Origin of the sequence: Actinokineospora spheciospongiae (genome assembly GCF_000564855.1) — a bacterium.
GTDB classification, from domain to species: Bacteria; Actinomycetota; Actinomycetes; order Mycobacteriales; family Pseudonocardiaceae; genus Actinokineospora; species Actinokineospora spheciospongiae.
On record NZ_AYXG01000043.1, the window covers coordinates 126,053 to 141,093 of the forward strand.

A 15,041-nucleotide genomic window follows, 5' to 3' on the forward strand; every position below is an offset into this window, starting at 1 on the left:
GGAGTCAAACGCGGACCTGACCGGCCACCCTCTACCCTGGAGCGCCATGACCAGTAAGGACGAGCGCGACGACCCCGGCGCCGAGATCGCGGACGCGGAGATCGCCGACGGCGACGGCACCCGCGAGGAGCCGCCCGCGCTTTCCCCAGACCTGGTTCCCGAGGACGACGACGACGAGCGGGCCGAGTCCGAGCGAACCGGCGCCACCGCGTCCACGGCGGACGGACCCGCGCGGCGCGGCCCCAACCCGGTCCTGCTCGGCGCGGGCGCGCTGGCCGCCGTCGCGCTGGTCTTCGCGGCCTGGTTCGGCATTTCCTGGGCCCGCGCCGCGGGCGACGAGGACCTGGCGCTCGACCGCACCCGCGACGAGGTGTCCCGGGTCGCCGACGCCGCGGTGGTCACCTTCAACACCCTGGACCACCGCAGGGTCGACGAGGGCCTGGACCGCTGGGAGGCCGCCTCCACCGGCGAGCTGCACGACAACATCCGCAACGGGCGCGCCACGAGCAAGTCCACCATCGAGTCGACCAAGAAGAGCACCACCGCCAAGGTCCTCAAGTCCGCGGTGACCCAGCTCAACGACCGCGACGGCACCGCCCAGGTGATGACCGCGCTGGTCCGGGAGACGATCCCGGAGGGCGGCGAGACCACCACCGACTACCTGCGCCTGCAGAGCACCCTGCTGCGCACCGACACCGGCTGGAAGCTCACCGGGATCGACACGGTGCCGTTCACCCCCGCAAGCTGAGCCGAGAGCCCGTCGAGAGGACCCGCAGTGCCCACGCCTCCGCGCCGCCGCCCGGCGACCCCGCCCGCCCGCCGCCCCAGGGTGGCCGGTCTGCGCAGGCCCGCCACCCCCGCCGACGAGGCCGCCGAGAGCCCGCTGGTCGACCCCGCGGACCTCACGGCGTCGACCCCGGCCGCCGAGACCGGCCCGCACCCCGCCGACCGGGCGACCGACGTCGACGAGGCCGCCGAACCCGCCTCCGCGGTGACCGGCGGCGTGCTCGGTGCCCCGGCCGCCGAGACCCCGGCCGACGACACCACCGAGTCCCGCACCACCGAGTCCCGCACCACCGAGTCCCGCACCACCGAGCCGGGCACCGCCGAGCCGGGCACCACCGCCGGGTCGCGCACGGGCACCGGAGCCGCCGAGGTCGCCACGAGCACCACCGCCGAGCAGGCGGCGAAGACCGCCGCGACCGGGCCGAAGGCGAAGGCCGCCCCGGCGACCGCCGACCGCCCCACGCCCGGCCGCAGGCCCGCGGGCAAGCGCAAGGCCGAGAGTTCCCTGGTGGGCGACCGGCGCGAGGACACCCGCGAGCGGCCCGCCGCCGCGGCCCGCAAGCCGCGCAAGCCGTCCCGGACCACCGCCGCCCGGTCCGGGATGAACGCCGCCATCGTGCTGGCCGTCGTCGCCCTGGTCCTGGCCGGTCTGGCGCTGTGGTTCAAGGGCAAGTCCGACTCGCTGACCGCGGGCGCGGACGCCGACAACAGCGCGGTCACCGACGTGCGGGCCACCGAGGAGCTCAAGAACAAGCTCAAGTCCGCCATCGAGCGCACGCTGTCCTACAACTTCGCCGACCTCGACGCCACCGCCAAGGCCGTCCAGGAGACCCTGACCGACCGCGCGGTCTGCGACTACAACGCCCTCTACGGCAAGATCCGCGAGCTGGCCCCGCAGGAGAAGCTCGTCCTGTCGACCAAGGTGCGCGACATCGGCGTGGTGTCGCTGCGCGGGTCCGAGGCCGAGGCGCTGGTCTTCGTCGATCAGACCACCACCCGCGCCGCCGCCACGGCGGGCGCGGAGGGCCAGACCGTCGCCAGCGGGGCCCAGTTCGCCGTCCGCGCCCGGTCCGAGGGCGATGTCTGGAAGATCACTGCCTTCGACATGCTCAACCAGCCGCTGCCCGGCGGGCAGAGCACGGCCAACTGCTGAGCCGTCCGGGTGCGGTGCGTGTTTCCCCAGGTCACACCGTAATCGGTGAGTGATCGCACACTGCTGCAAAAGTGGTCTGGTTGGCGTGGCACCTTGACTCAGCGACCGCTCGGGGTCAGGCTGTTACCCAGCACGGAACGAGTGGGAGCACCGATTGCACAGCGGGCCTCGACAGTCGCCCATCTAGTGGCTAGACTGCCCCTTTGCGCTGCCCACTTTCCGCACGCCCTTTGCCAAGAGCTAGGATGTTGGGCACCACGGCACCCTTGACAGCCGCGTTGACTGTTGCTAACGCGGCTGCCAACCGCTCATAGTCCTGGAAGGACGCATCTTGGCGATCTCCCGCGCGACCAAGGCCACTGCTGCGACCAACTCCACTGCGTCGAACCCGGGTATTCCGGGCGCCCCTCTTCGGGTCTCCTTCTCGAAGATCCGCGAGCCCCTGGTCACGCCCAACCTGCTGGATCTGCAGATTCAGTCGTTCGAGTGGTTCACCGGCAACGAGGCGTGGTTCCAGCGCCGCGTCGACGCCGGTGAGGAGACCCCCACCGGTGGCCTCGAAGAGGTCCTCAACGAGCTCTCCCCGATCGAGGACTTCTCCGGTTCGATGTCCCTGTCCTTCTCCGACCCGCGCTTCGACGAGGTCAAGGCCTCCGTCGAGGAGTGCAAGGACAAGGACATGACATACGCGGCGCCGCTGTTCGTCACGGCCGAGTTCACCAACAACACCACCGGCGAGATCAAGAGCCAGACGGTGTTCATGGGTGACTTCCCGGTCATGACCGACAAGGGCACCTTCATCATCAACGGCACCGAGCGTGTCGTGGTCTCCCAGCTCGTCCGGTCCCCGGGTGTCTACTTCGACACCAACATCGACAAGACGACCGACAAGGACGTCTTCTCGGTCAAGGTCATCCCCAGCCGCGGCGCGTGGCTGGAGTTCGACGTCGACAAGCGCGACACCGTCGGGGTGCGCATCGACCGCAAGCGCCGCCAGCCGGTCACCGTGCTGCTCAAGGCGCTGGGCTGGTCGACCGAGGCGATCCGCGAGCGTTTCTCCTTCTCCGAGACGCTCATCGCCACCCTCGACAAGGACCACACCGCGGGCACCGACGAGGCCCTGCTCGACATCTACCGCAAGCTGCGCCCCGGCGAGCCGCCGACGAAGGAGTCGGCGCAGACCCTGCTGGAGAACCTGTTCTTCAAGGACAAGCGCTACGACCTGGCCAAGGTCGGCCGGTACAAGGTCAACAAGAAGCTGGGCCTGTCGCTGCCGACGAAGACCGGCGTGCTGACCGAGGACGACATCGTCACCACGATCGAGTACCTGGTCCGCCTGCACGCCGGTGACACCGAGATGACGGTCGGCCAGGGCGAGAACGCGGTCACCATCCCGGTCGAGGTCGACGACATCGACCACTTCGGCAACCGCCGCCTGCGCACCGTCGGCGAGCTGATCCAGAACCAGATCCGGGTCGGCCTCTCCCGCATGGAGCGCGTGGTCCGCGAGCGGATGACCACCCAGGACGTCGAGGCGATCACGCCGCAGACCCTGATCAACATCCGCCCGGTGGTGGCCGCGATCAAGGAGTTCTTCGGCACCTCGCAGCTCTCGCAGTTCATGCAGCAGACCAACCCGGTCGACGGCCTGACCCACAAGCGCCGCCTGTCCGCGCTGGGCCCGGGTGGCCTCTCGCGTGAGCGCGCGGGCATGGAGGTCCGCGACGTCCACCACAGCCACTACGGCCGCATGTGCCCGATCGAGACGCCCGAGGGCCCGAACATCGGCCTGATCGGCTCGCTGTCGTGCTACGCGCGGGTCAACCCGTTCGGCTTCATCGAGACGCCGTACCGCAAGGTCGTCGAGGGCCAGGTCACCGACCAGATCGACTACCTGACCGCGGACGAGGAGGACCGGCACGTCATCGCGCAGGCCAACGCCTCGCTCGACGAGCAGAACCACTTCGCCGAGGACCGCGTCCTGGTCCGCAAGAAGGGCGGCGACGTCGAGTTCATCGAGCCCTTCGACGTCGACTACATGGACGTCTCGCCCCGGCAGATGGTCTCCGTCGCCACGGCGATGATCCCGTTCCTGGAGCACGACGCCGCGAACCGCGCGCTCATGGGCGCCAACATGCAGCGCCAGGCGGTGCCGCTGCTGCGCAGCGAGTCCCCGCTGGTCGGCACCGGCATGGAGCTGCGCGCCGCGGTCGACGGCGGCGACCTGGTCGTCGCCGGGAAGACCGGGGTCATCGAGGAGCTGTCCGCGGACTTCATCACGGTGATGGCCGACGACGGCACCCGCCAGACCTACGGGATGCACAAGTTCCGCCGGTCCAACCAGGGCACCTGCATCAACCAGAAGCCGATCGTCTCCGAGGGCGACCGCGTCGAGGCCGGTCAGGTCATCGCCGACGGCCCGTGCACCGAGAACGGCGAGACGGCGCTGGGCAAGAACCTGCTCGTGGCGATCATGCCGTGGGAGGGCCACAACTACGAGGACGCGATCATCCTGTCGCAGCGCCTCGTGCAGGACGACGTGCTCACCTCGATCCACATCGACGAGCACGAGATCGACGCGCGCGACACCAAGCTCGGCGCCGAGGAGATCACCCGGGACATCCCGAACGTCTCCGAGGAGGTCTTGGCCGACCTCGACGAGCGCGGCATCATCCGCATCGGTGCCGAGGTCGGCGCGGGCGACATCCTGGTCGGCAAGGTCACCCCCAAGGGCGAGACCGAGCTGACCCCGGAGGAGCGGCTGCTCCGCGCGATCTTCGGCGAGAAGGCGCGCGAGGTCCGCGACACCTCGCTCAAGGTCCCGCACGGCGAGACCGGCAAGGTCATCGGCATCCGGGTGTTCTCCCGCGAGGACGAGGACGAGCTGCCCCCCGGCGTCAACGAGCTGGTCCGCGTCTACGTGGCCCAGAAGCGCAAGATCCAGGACGGCGACAAGCTCGCGGGCCGCCACGGCAACAAGGGCGTCATCGGCAAGATCCTCCCCGTCGAGGACATGCCGTTCCTCGCCGACGGCACCCCGGTCGACGTCGTGCTGAACACCCACGGTGTCCCGCGGCGGATGAACATCGGCCAGATCCTGGAGAGCCACCTCGGGTGGATCGCCAAGCAGGGCTGGAAGGTGGAGGGCGACCCCGAGTGGGCGGCCCTGATGCCGGAGGACCTGCGCGACGTCGCCCCGGGCACGAACACCGCCACCCCGGTGTTCGACGGCGTCCGGGAGAACGAGCTGACCGGCCTGCTCGCCTCGACCCGCCCCAACCGCGACGGCGAGCGGATGGTCAAGGAGGACGGCAAGGCGCAGCTCTTCGACGGCCGCAGCGGCGAGCCGTACCCGTACCCGGTCTCGGTCGGCTACATGTACATCCTCAAGCTGCTGCACCTGGTCGACGACAAGATCCACGCCCGCTCGACCGGCCCGTACTCGATGATCACCCAGCAGCCGCTCGGCGGCAAGGCCCAGTTCGGTGGCCAGCGCTTCGGTGAGATGGAGTGCTGGGCGATGCAGGCCTACGGCGCCGCGTACACCCTGCAGGAGCTGCTCACCATCAAGTCCGACGACGTCCTGGGCCGGGTCAAGGTCTACGAGGCGATCGTCAAGGGCGAGAACATCCCCGAGCCGGGCATCCCGGAGTCGTTCAAGGTGCTCCTCAAGGAGCTCCAGTCGCTGTGCCTGAACGTGGAGGTCCTCTCCAGCGACGGTGCCGCGATCGAGATGCGCGACGGGGACGACGAGGACCTGGAGCGCGCCGCCGCGAACCTGGGCATCAACCTCTCGCGCAACGAGTCGCCGTCGGTGGACGACGTCGTCAATTGATCTAGCCGTCACCGCCGGGGAGGGACCGGAAACCCCTCCCCGGCGGGTCAGGCACTGATCCCCCCATTTACGTGCTGTAACCAAGAAGGGGAGAAGAACAGACGTGCTGGACGTCAACTTCTTCGATGAGCTCCGCATTGGCCTCGCCACCGCCGACGACATCCGCCAGTGGTCCTTCGGCGAGGTGAAGAAGCCGGAAACGATCAACTACCGCACGCTCAAGCCGGAGAAGGACGGGCTCTTCTGCGAGAAGATCTTCGGTCCCACCCGGGACTGGGAGTGCTACTGCGGCAAGTACAAGCGCGTGCGCTTCAAGGGCATCATCTGCGAGCGCTGCGGCGTCGAGGTCACCCGCGCCAAGGTGCGCCGCGAGCGGATGGGCCACATCGAGCTGGCCGCGCCGGTCACCCACATCTGGTACTTCAAGGGTGTCCCCAGCCGCCTGGGCTACCTGCTCGACCTCGCGCCGAAGGATCTCGAGAAGATCATCTACTTCGCCGCGTACGTGATCACCACGGTGAACACCGAGCTGCGCCACAACGACCTGCCGACCCTCGACTCCGAGATGGGCGTCGAGCGCAAGCAGGTCGAGAACAAGCGCGACGCCGACATCGAGGCCCGCGCGCAGAAGCTCGAGGCCGACCTGGCCCAGCTCGAGGCCGAGGGCGCCAAGTCCGACGTCCGCCGCAAGGTCAAGGAGGGCGGCGAGCGGGAGATGCGCCAGCTCCGCGACCGCGCCCAGCGCGAGCTGGACCGGCTCGACGAGATCTGGACGACCTTCACCAAGCTCGACATCAAGCAGCTCATCGCCGACGAGATGCTCTACCGCGAGCTGGTCGACCGCTACGGCGACTACTTCACCGGCTCGATGGGCGCCGAGGCCATCCAGACCCTGGCCCGCGACTTCGACGTCGACGCCGAGGCGGTCAACCTCCGCGACACCATCCGCAACGGCAAGGGGCAGAAGAAGCTCCGCGCGCTCAAGCGGCTCAAGGTCGTCGCGGCGTTCCAGGCGACCCGCAACTCGCCGATGGGCATGGTCCTCGACTGCGTCCCGGTCATCCCGCCGGACCTGCGCCCGATGGTGCAGCTCGACGGTGGCCGCTTCGCCACCTCGGACCTCAACGACCTGTACCGCCGGGTCATCAACCGCAACAACCGCCTCAAGCGGCTGATCGACCTCGGCGCGCCCGAGATCATCGTCAACAACGAGAAGCGGATGCTGCAGGAGGCCGTCGACGCGCTGTTCGACAACGGCCGCCGCGGTCGCCCGGTGACCGGGCCGGGCAACCGCCCGCTCAAGTCGCTGTCCGACCTGCTCAAGGGCAAGCAGGGCCGGTTCCGCCAGAACCTGCTCGGCAAGCGCGTCGACTACTCCGGCCGTTCGGTCATCGTGGTCGGCCCGCAGCTCAAGCTGCACCAGTGCGGCCTGCCCAAGGCGATGGCGCTGGAGCTGTTCAAGCCGTTCGTGATGAAGCGGCTGGTCGACCTCAACCACGCGCAGAACATCAAGTCGGCCAAGCGCATGGTCGAGCGCGCCCGCCCGGCCGTGTGGGACGTGCTGGAGGAGGTCATCACCGAGCACCCGGTGATGCTCAACCGCGCGCCCACCCTGCACCGCCTCGGCATCCAGGCGTTCGAGCCGCAGCTCGTCGAGGGCAAGGCCATCCAGCTCCACCCGCTGGTCTGCGAGGCGTTCAACGCGGACTTCGACGGTGACCAGATGGCGGTCCACCTGCCGCTGTCGGCCGAGGCGCAGGCCGAGGCCCGCATCCTGATGCTGTCGTCGAACAACATCCTGTCCCCGGCGTCGGGTCGCCCGCTGGCGATGCCCCGCCTGGACATGGTGACCGGCATCTACCACCTGACCCGCCCCAAGGAGGGTGGCGTCGGCGAGGGCCTGGCGTTCTCGTCCCCGGCCGAGGCCATCATGGCCTTCGACCGCGGCGTGATCGGCCTGCAGTCCGCGGTGAAGATCCGCATCAGCGACCGCAACCCGGGCCCGGGCATGGCGCCCGAGGACTGGGCACCGGGTCAGCCGTGGCTGGCGAGCACCACCCTGGGCCGGGTGCTGTTCAACGAGCTGCTGCCCGCGGACTACCCGTTCATGAACGAGCCGATGCCGAAGAAGCGGCAGGCCGCGATCGTCAACGACCTCGCCGAGCGGTACCCGATGGTCACCGTGGCGCGGACGCTGGACAAGCTCAAGGACGCGGGCTTCTACTGGGCGACCCGCTCGGGTGTCACCATCGCCATCTCGGACGTCATCGTGCCGCCCGCCAAGAAGGGCATCCTCGACGAGTACGAGAAGAAGGCCGACATCGTCGAGAAGCGCTACCAGCGCGGCCAGCTCTCCTCGACCGAGCGGAACAACGAGCTGGTCAAGGTGTGGTCGAACGCGACCGAGGACGTCGCCAAGGCCATGGAGGAGAACTTCCCGGACGACAACCCGATCCCGACGATCGTCAAGTCGGGCGCGGCGGGCAACATGACCCAGATCCGGCAGCTCGCGGGCATGAACGGCCTGGTGACCAACCCGCGCGGTGAGTTCATCCCCCGGCCGATCAAGGCGAACTTCCGCGAGGGCCTGTCCGTGGTCGAGTACTTCATCGCCACGCACGGTGCCCGCAAGGGCCTCGCCGACACCGCGCTGCGCACCGCCGACTCGGGTTACCTGACCCGGCGCCTGGTGGACGTGTCGCAGGACGTCATCGTCCGCGAGGTCGACTGCGGCACCACCCGGGGCATCATCATGCCGCTGGGCGAGGCCGGTGCGGACGGCAAGGTCCTGCGCGACCAGCACGTGGAGACCTCGGTCTACGCGCGCTGCGTGTCCGACGACGTCACCGACGCCGAGGGCAACGTGCTGCTCAACCGCGCCGACGACCTCGGCGACCCGGCGATCGAGAAGCTGATCGGCTCCGGCGTCACCCAGGTCAAGGTGCGCTCGGTGCTGACCTGCGAGGCCGCGGTCGGCGTCTGCGCCACCTGCTACGGCCGCTCGATGGCCACCGGCCAGTTGGTCGACATCGGCGAGGCCGTCGGCATCGTCGCCGCCCAGTCGATCGGTGAGCCCGGCACCCAGTTGACCATGCGCACCTTCCAGCAGGGCGGTGTCGTCAACGACGACATCACCACGGGTCTGCCGCGCGTCCAGGAGCTGTTCGAGGCCCGCGTCCCGAAGGGCAAGGCGCCCATCGCCGACGTCGACGGCCGCGTGCGGATCGAGGACGGCGACCGCTTCTGGAAGATCACCCTCACGCCGGACGACGGCAGCGAGGAGATCATCTTCGAGAAGCTGTCGAAGCGCCAGCGCTTGGCGGCCACCCCGGACGGCCCGCTGTCCGACGGTGACCACGTGAAGGTCGGCCAGCAGCTCCTGGAGGGCACCAGGGACCCGCACGAGGTGCTGCGGGTCATGGGTCCCCGCGAGGCCCAGCTGCACCTGGTGGACGAGGTCCAGAAGGTGTACCGGGCGCAGGGCGTGTCCATCCACGACAAGCACATCGAGGTCATCGTCCGGCAGATGCTGCGCCGGGTCACGATCCTCGACAGCGGTGCCGCGGAGTTCCTGCCGGGCGCGCTCATCGAGCGGGCCCAGTTCGAGTCCGAGAACCGCCGCGTGGTGGCCTCCGGCGGCGAGCCCGCCTCCGGCCGCCCGGTCCTGATGGGCATCACCAAGGCCTCCCTGGCCACCGACTCCTGGCTCTCGGCCGCCTCCTTCCAGGAGACGACCCGCGTGCTGACCGACGCCGCCATCAACGGCCGCTCGGACAAGCTCGTCGGCCTCAAGGAGAACGTGATCATCGGAAAGCTGATCCCGGCCGGTACCGGCATCAACAAGTACCGCAACATCCAGGTCCAGCCCACCGAGGAGGCCCGAGTGGCCGCCTACGCCATCCCCAGCTACGACGACGGGTACTACACCCCCGACGTCTTCGGCACCGGCACCGGCGCGGCTGTCCCGCTCGACGACTACGACTTCGGCCGCGACTACCGCTGACCGAGTAGCAGTTCCCACGGCGAAGGCCCCGGACACCCTCGAGGTGTCCGGGGCCTTCCCTCGTGCCACACCCACCGATCGCCGGACAGGAGCACCAGGAGAATGACCATCCAAGACCAGGCCCAGCAGCTCCTCGGCTTGGCCGAGCAACTGCCCACCGCGCACGTCCAGGGACTGTTGAACGAACTCGTCAACGTCCAGGCCCAGGTCGCGGGCATCCTCGGCGACACCAGCAGCGCGAACAGCATCCAGAACGCCATCTCCCGATCCCAGGGCCTCCTCAACGACGTCGGCTCATCCCTGGAACAGCTCCGCCAGGAGATCCAGAGCGCGGCCCAGCACCACATGCGCGGCTGATCCCCGAGGGTGGTCGCCCGCACGTGCTCGCCCAGCACGTGCCGGTCGCCGCAGGCCCTGTGGCGCGCTGCTGCCCGTGTCCGTACCGATTCGGCCGCGACCACCGCTGACCGAGTGGTGGTCACCGCGGTGAAGGCCCCCGGACACCTCAGGGCGCCCGGGGGCCTTCACCGCGATGAGCGGGCAGCGGCTCAGAACAGAGTTCAGGGCTCGGTCTTCGGCTCGTAGTTGGTGAAAACGAGATCCCAGCTCCCGCGCTTCGCTGACTGGAGGTTGATGTCACGCCGAGTGGCCATCCGCCGCACGTTGAAACCCTTGAAGATGGTCCGGGTCGTGTCTGTGTCGCTATTTGTCAGCATCAGGAAAATTCCACGTCGATCAGCATCCCACATCGCCTCGGCCAAACGCTGGTGGTCAGCTTCGTGAAATTGCCCGGAGGTGTACCTCTTGAAGTCGGAGAACCCGCCTTCCGGGATGTACGGTGGATCGAGGTAAATCCAATCACCAGCCGACGCCTTTTTCAGCGACTCCGCGAAGTCGCCGTGCCGCACCTCAACCCCGTTCAATGCGCGCGACGCGAGGAGGAGCGTGTCCCGATTGTAGTACGGTCGATCATAGTTCCCGTACGGAACGTTGTACTGACCTTTTTTGTTGACTCGCCACAAGCCGCGGAAAGATGTCTTGTTCAGATAGATGACACGCGCGGCGCACTGTATTTCCGAAAGATTTTCGACGTCTTGACGTCGAATTACCTCGAAGTACTCGCGCGTGTTCGGCATGGTGTCGAGCTGGGCCATGACCGCTTCCGGGTCGCGAGCGACAGCGCAAAAGCAGACGACAAGGTCCGGATTGGCGTCGGAAAGCACAGCCTTGGTGGGCTTGCCCTCGAAGAACACGGCGGCGCTGCCCATGAAGGGCTCCCAGTAGCAGCCGTCGTAGGCCGGAGCCGCCTTGATCAACTGGTCTGCGTACCGGCTTTTGCCGCCTGCCCACTTGAGGAACGAGCGACCTTCACCGCGGGTGCTGCTCGTCGTCTGTGGACGTATCGACGCCATGGGCGAGATCCTAACCCATGTCATGTGCGGAGAACGAAACGCGAGCCTGTTCGACGTCGTTGAGATCGCCGATGCGCGGCGTGCGCCCCAGGGCAATTCTTCGATCACTTCGGTTCACCGGGAGGGACCAATTGCGACGATCCGACCACTTTGCATCCCCGTCATGGGACGATCCGTTCTGGCATGTCGTTCGGATCTTGGTGGATGTGTACAAGAGGAAAATCCCTTCAAGGGAAGACATCCTCTCGTCCCGACAAGCCCTGGGTGGGCAGAAATCGCCAGGACTCGACGCCTACATCCGTGGCCGTGAACACCTGGTGGAGCCGCTGGTCGAATACCTCCACCTCCGGGCGGAGTTGGCGAGCGACCTGCTGGCTCGCATGCGCACGGAAGACGAGGCCAAGATGGACCTGAGCAGGCTCTTCGGTGTCGAAGCACTCACCTATGGCACGAAGATGACTGGTCACCACCAGTCGGCCAAAGTGCTCGTCGCCACCGTTGAAGCGATGACGAACCAGGTCTGCGGGCAGTACGGGAGGACGGTGAACGTCAATCCGCAACAGCGCGCCACCGTGATCGCCGATGATCACCTCTGGGTGAGCCCCCGCCGCCTTGACGGAGCATTTCCCGGTCTCGCCAATCCGAAGGCGTTGTGGGAGATCAAGGAGTACTGGGGCAAGACCAGTGGTGGCAGCAAGATGTCCGATGCCATCTACGAGTGTCAACTCGTCGGTATCGAACTGCGGGCGTTCGAGGACAAGTACGGCGTTCACGTCGAGCACCATGTCATCCTTGACGGGCGCGACCAGTGGACGGCGCGTCAGTCGGACCTGCGGCGGGCAGTCGACCTGCTCTACTGCGGACTCATCGACGAGTTGGTCGTCGGCAGGGATGTGCTCACCGACTGGCCGAGGATCATGGAAAGCCTGTGCGCTCAGCATGTCCCGCGCAGTGCGCATCACCCCCACGCCGGACGACGGCAATGAGGAAATCACCTTCGGGAAGCTCGCGTTGCGAGTGCGCCGAGCGACCTGGGTTCGCAGCGCTCAGCCGCGGGTGCCCGCCAGGCCGGTGAGCTGGCTCTGCACCCACAGTTCCTCTTCGATCTCCTGCTCGCTGGAGGAGATCGCCACCGTCAGCAGGGACGCTGCCGTGACCAGGCCGATGATCATGGCCAGGGGAGCGAAGAACGCGTACGAGCCCACCCCGGGCAGGGAGGCGGGGGTGGTCGGGTCCACCTCCACGGACATGGCGGCCATGCCCACGTAGTGCATGCCGCTGACCGCCAGGCCCATCACCAGGGCCGCTCCGGCGGTGGCGGGGACGCCGCGGATGTTGAGCGCCGCCCACAGCGCCGCCGTGGCCGCCGCCACCGCGATCAGCAGCGACAGCGCCACCAGCCAGCCGTTGTAGGTGACCGTTCCGCGCAGGTGCATCGCCGAGATGCCCACGTAGTGCATCGACGCCACGCCGAGGCCGGTGATGGTGCCCGCGCCGACCAGGCGGACGCGGCCGACCTCGCGGTAGCTGACCGCCGCCAGGCCCAGCAGCACGATCCCCGCCGCCACCACCATGCTGACCAGCGTCCGCACCAGGTCGTAGCGGATGTCGGTGCCGTCCACGGCGAAGCCGAGCATCGCCACGAAGTGCATCACCCAGATCCCGGTGCCGCCGATGGACACCGCGCCCAGCACCAGCCAGGAGACCTTCTGCCACCCGCGGTGGTTCCGCGCCCGCTGCATGCTCAGCAGCCCGAGCGAGCAGCCGACCACGGAGAGGACGTAGGCGACGGTGGGTGTGAACGGTCCCGCGGAGAAGTGGTGCACGTGGTCCATGGGCGATCCCCGATAGGCGCGGAGGGATGAATAGCGGGGAGCAGAACACGCTTTAGTGTGTACGTGCCAATAGTTGCTTTGTGACTTGTTTCACATTGAGATCATGGTAGCGGCGAGGCGCTGACCTGCGATGACTTCCGAATGTCCGGGTGTGGTTCATGTGGGCGAAATAAACTCACCGACTGCGCCGGGTGGTGTCGGGGCATTCGGCACACGGCGGTTGTCGGTCCGAAATGTCGAACACCGGCACTGGAAATCCAGGTGGGCCGGACTCCTGTGCCACCGCCTGTTCGGCCCGCTCCGCCATCGCACGGCCACGGCAGGGGTGGCCTCCACCGAGCCCCTATTCGGTCTGTGATTCGTTGACCGCCACTTCACCGCCGCGTCACGCTTCCGGTGTCACTCACCCACCCGGAGGTGCCCCGTGAAGCGACTGGCCAGGCTCCTAGCCGTCGTCCCCCTGATCGCCGCCGCCGTCCTCTCCGTGCTCACCGTCAGCGCCGCCCCGGCCTCGGCGGCGAGTTGCTACGGCTTCGGGCGCTCCCTGTCGCAGGGTGCCTCCGGGGAGGACGTGCGCCAACTGCAGATCCGCGTGTCCGGTTACCCGGGCTACGGCGCGGTGCTGGCCATCGACGGCCAGTTCGGCGCGGGCACCAAGGCCGCGGTGACCCGGTTCCAGCAGGCCTACGGGCTCGGCGCCGACGGCGTCGCGGGTCCGGCGACCTTCGCCAAGCTGTCCTCCCTGGAGGACTCCGACTGCACCCCGGTCAACTTCTCCTACGCCGAGCTGAACCGCTGCAACTCGACCTGGTCCGGCGGGGCGGTCTCGGCCGCGACGGCGAAGGCCAACGCGCTCGTCACGATGTGGAAGCTCCAGGCGATGCGGCACGCCCTGGGGGACCGGCCGATCACCGTCAACGGCGGCTTCCGCAGCTACGCCTGCAACAGCGCCGTCGGGGGAGCGGCGGGCAGCAGGCACCTCTACGGCGACGCGGCGGACCTCGGCGCCGGGGGCATCGGCTTCTGCAAGCTGGCGCAGCAGGCGCGCAACCACGGGTTCAGCGAGATCCTCGGCCCGGGCTACCCCGACCACAACGACCACGCCCACCTGGCGAACCGGTCCGGGCGGCTCTGGTCCGCGCCGAGTTGCGGCATCTGACAACGGTTCCACCACGCGCCCGCGTTCCCTGTGGACGGTCGGGTGCGATCGGGTTCGAACACCTGCTCGACGGGCGCCGCCGGGGACACCCCGGCGGCGCCCTGTGGTGAACGCCACAGGTTTCGCCCCTGTACGGTGCACGCCCCGGGGTTGCCGCGGGGTGTAGTGCACCCCGTTTTGACCCCGCGTCCACGGTCGGGGTATCTTTGCTACTCGTGCCCGACCCATGTCGGGTCGGTCCGTGTGCCTGTGCCGCGCGGTCGGTGATCTGCCGGTGTCAACCACACCGTCGGGGATCGGACTCCTGCCAGTCACGCCGGAGTTCCTCCCGAACCCCGCAGGGATGGTGTGATACCCCGCGGGCGCTTCGGGGCCGGGCGACACGCCCGACCTCGGGGGGCGGGCGGAGCAGCAGGAACCGCAAGTACACAGTGCCTTCGGCGCCCGGCAGGGGTGCCGAGAGTGAACAGAGAAAGCCGGTCTATGCCCACGATCCAGCAGCTGGTCCGCAAGGGCCGCCAGGACAAGGTCGCCAAGCAGAAGACTGCGGCTCTCAAGGGGAGCCCGCAGCGGCGTGGCGTGTGCACCCGCGTGTACACCACCACCCCGAAGAAGCCGAACTCCGCGCTCCGCAAGGTCGCTCGCGTGAAGCTGACCAGCGGCATCGAGGTCACGGCGTACATCCCCGGTGAGGGTCACAACCTGCAGGAGCACTCCATGGTGCTCGTCCGCGGTGGCCGTGTGAAGGACCTCCCGGGCGTGCGCTACAAGATCATCCGGGGTTCGCTGGACACGCAGGGCGTGAAGAACCGCAAGCAGGCGCGCAGCCACTACGGCGCGAAGAAGGAGAAGAGCTGA

Annotated in this window: 10 protein-coding genes; 8 read left to right on the plus strand and 2 right to left on the minus strand. The window is 68.2% G+C overall.

Annotation, left to right across the window (positions count from 1 at the left end; genetic code table 11):
• Positions 1 to 46: 46 nt before the first annotated feature.
• From UO65_RS05930 to UO65_RS05950, 5 genes are all read left to right on the plus strand, one after another.
• A complete protein-coding gene (locus UO65_RS05930; RefSeq protein WP_084175344.1) occupies positions 47 to 748 on the plus strand; it encodes a hypothetical protein in 702 nt (233 codons plus the stop codon).
• 27 nt (positions 749 to 775) lie between these two features.
• A complete protein-coding gene (locus UO65_RS05935; protein WP_152551994.1) occupies positions 776 to 1,939 on the plus strand; it encodes a hypothetical protein in 1,164 nt (387 codons plus the stop codon).
• 331 nt (positions 1,940 to 2,270) lie between these two features.
• Complete coding sequence (rpoB, locus tag UO65_RS05940) at positions 2,271 to 5,774, plus strand: DNA-directed RNA polymerase subunit beta (RefSeq protein ID WP_035279498.1); 3,504 nt, start codon at positions 2,271 to 2,273, stop codon at positions 5,772 to 5,774.
• A 103-nt stretch (positions 5,775 to 5,877) separates the two neighbouring features.
• The gene (locus tag UO65_RS05945) at positions 5,878 to 9,777 is read left to right on the plus strand and encodes a DNA-directed RNA polymerase subunit beta' (RefSeq protein ID WP_035279501.1); all 3,900 of its coding nucleotides are present in this window, start codon (positions 5,878 to 5,880) and stop codon (positions 9,775 to 9,777) included.
• A gap of 102 nt (positions 9,778 to 9,879) precedes the next feature.
• A complete protein-coding gene (locus tag UO65_RS05950; protein WP_035279504.1) occupies positions 9,880 to 10,134 on the plus strand; it encodes a hypothetical protein in 255 nt (84 codons plus the stop codon).
• Between the two features lie 203 nt (positions 10,135 to 10,337).
• Here UO65_RS05950 and UO65_RS05955 read toward each other — a convergent pair whose 3' ends face one another.
• Positions 10,338 to 11,189, minus strand: a complete 852-nt coding sequence (locus tag UO65_RS05955) for a DNA adenine methylase (protein ID WP_052020785.1) — start codon at positions 11,187 to 11,189, stop codon at positions 10,338 to 10,340.
• Between the two features lie 200 nt (positions 11,190 to 11,389).
• Here UO65_RS05955 and UO65_RS33065 point away from each other — a divergent pair, with 200 nt between their 5' ends.
• Positions 11,390 to 12,175, plus strand: a complete 786-nt coding sequence (locus tag UO65_RS33065; RefSeq protein ID WP_152551995.1) for a DUF7687 domain-containing protein — start codon at positions 11,390 to 11,392, stop codon at positions 12,173 to 12,175.
• Positions 12,176 to 12,235: 60 nt separating this feature from the next.
• Here the strand turns inward: UO65_RS33065 and UO65_RS05965 are convergent, their stop codons facing one another.
• Positions 12,236 to 13,024 (minus strand): MHYT domain-containing protein, encoded by a 789-nt coding sequence (locus UO65_RS05965; RefSeq protein ID WP_035279507.1) that lies wholly within the window; start codon positions 13,022 to 13,024, stop codon positions 12,236 to 12,238.
• A gap of 424 nt (positions 13,025 to 13,448) precedes the next feature.
• Here UO65_RS05965 and UO65_RS05970 point away from each other — a divergent pair, with 424 nt between their 5' ends.
• Together UO65_RS05970 and rpsL are read left to right on the plus strand one after the other, a co-directional pair.
• Entirely contained in the window at positions 13,449 to 14,183 is a 735-nt protein-coding gene (locus UO65_RS05970) for a D-Ala-D-Ala carboxypeptidase family metallohydrolase (protein WP_035279510.1), read from the plus strand.
• 483 nt (positions 14,184 to 14,666) lie between these two features.
• Positions 14,667 to 15,041 (plus strand): 30S ribosomal protein S12, encoded by a 375-nt coding sequence (gene rpsL, locus UO65_RS05975; protein WP_018682837.1) that lies wholly within the window; start codon positions 14,667 to 14,669, stop codon positions 15,039 to 15,041.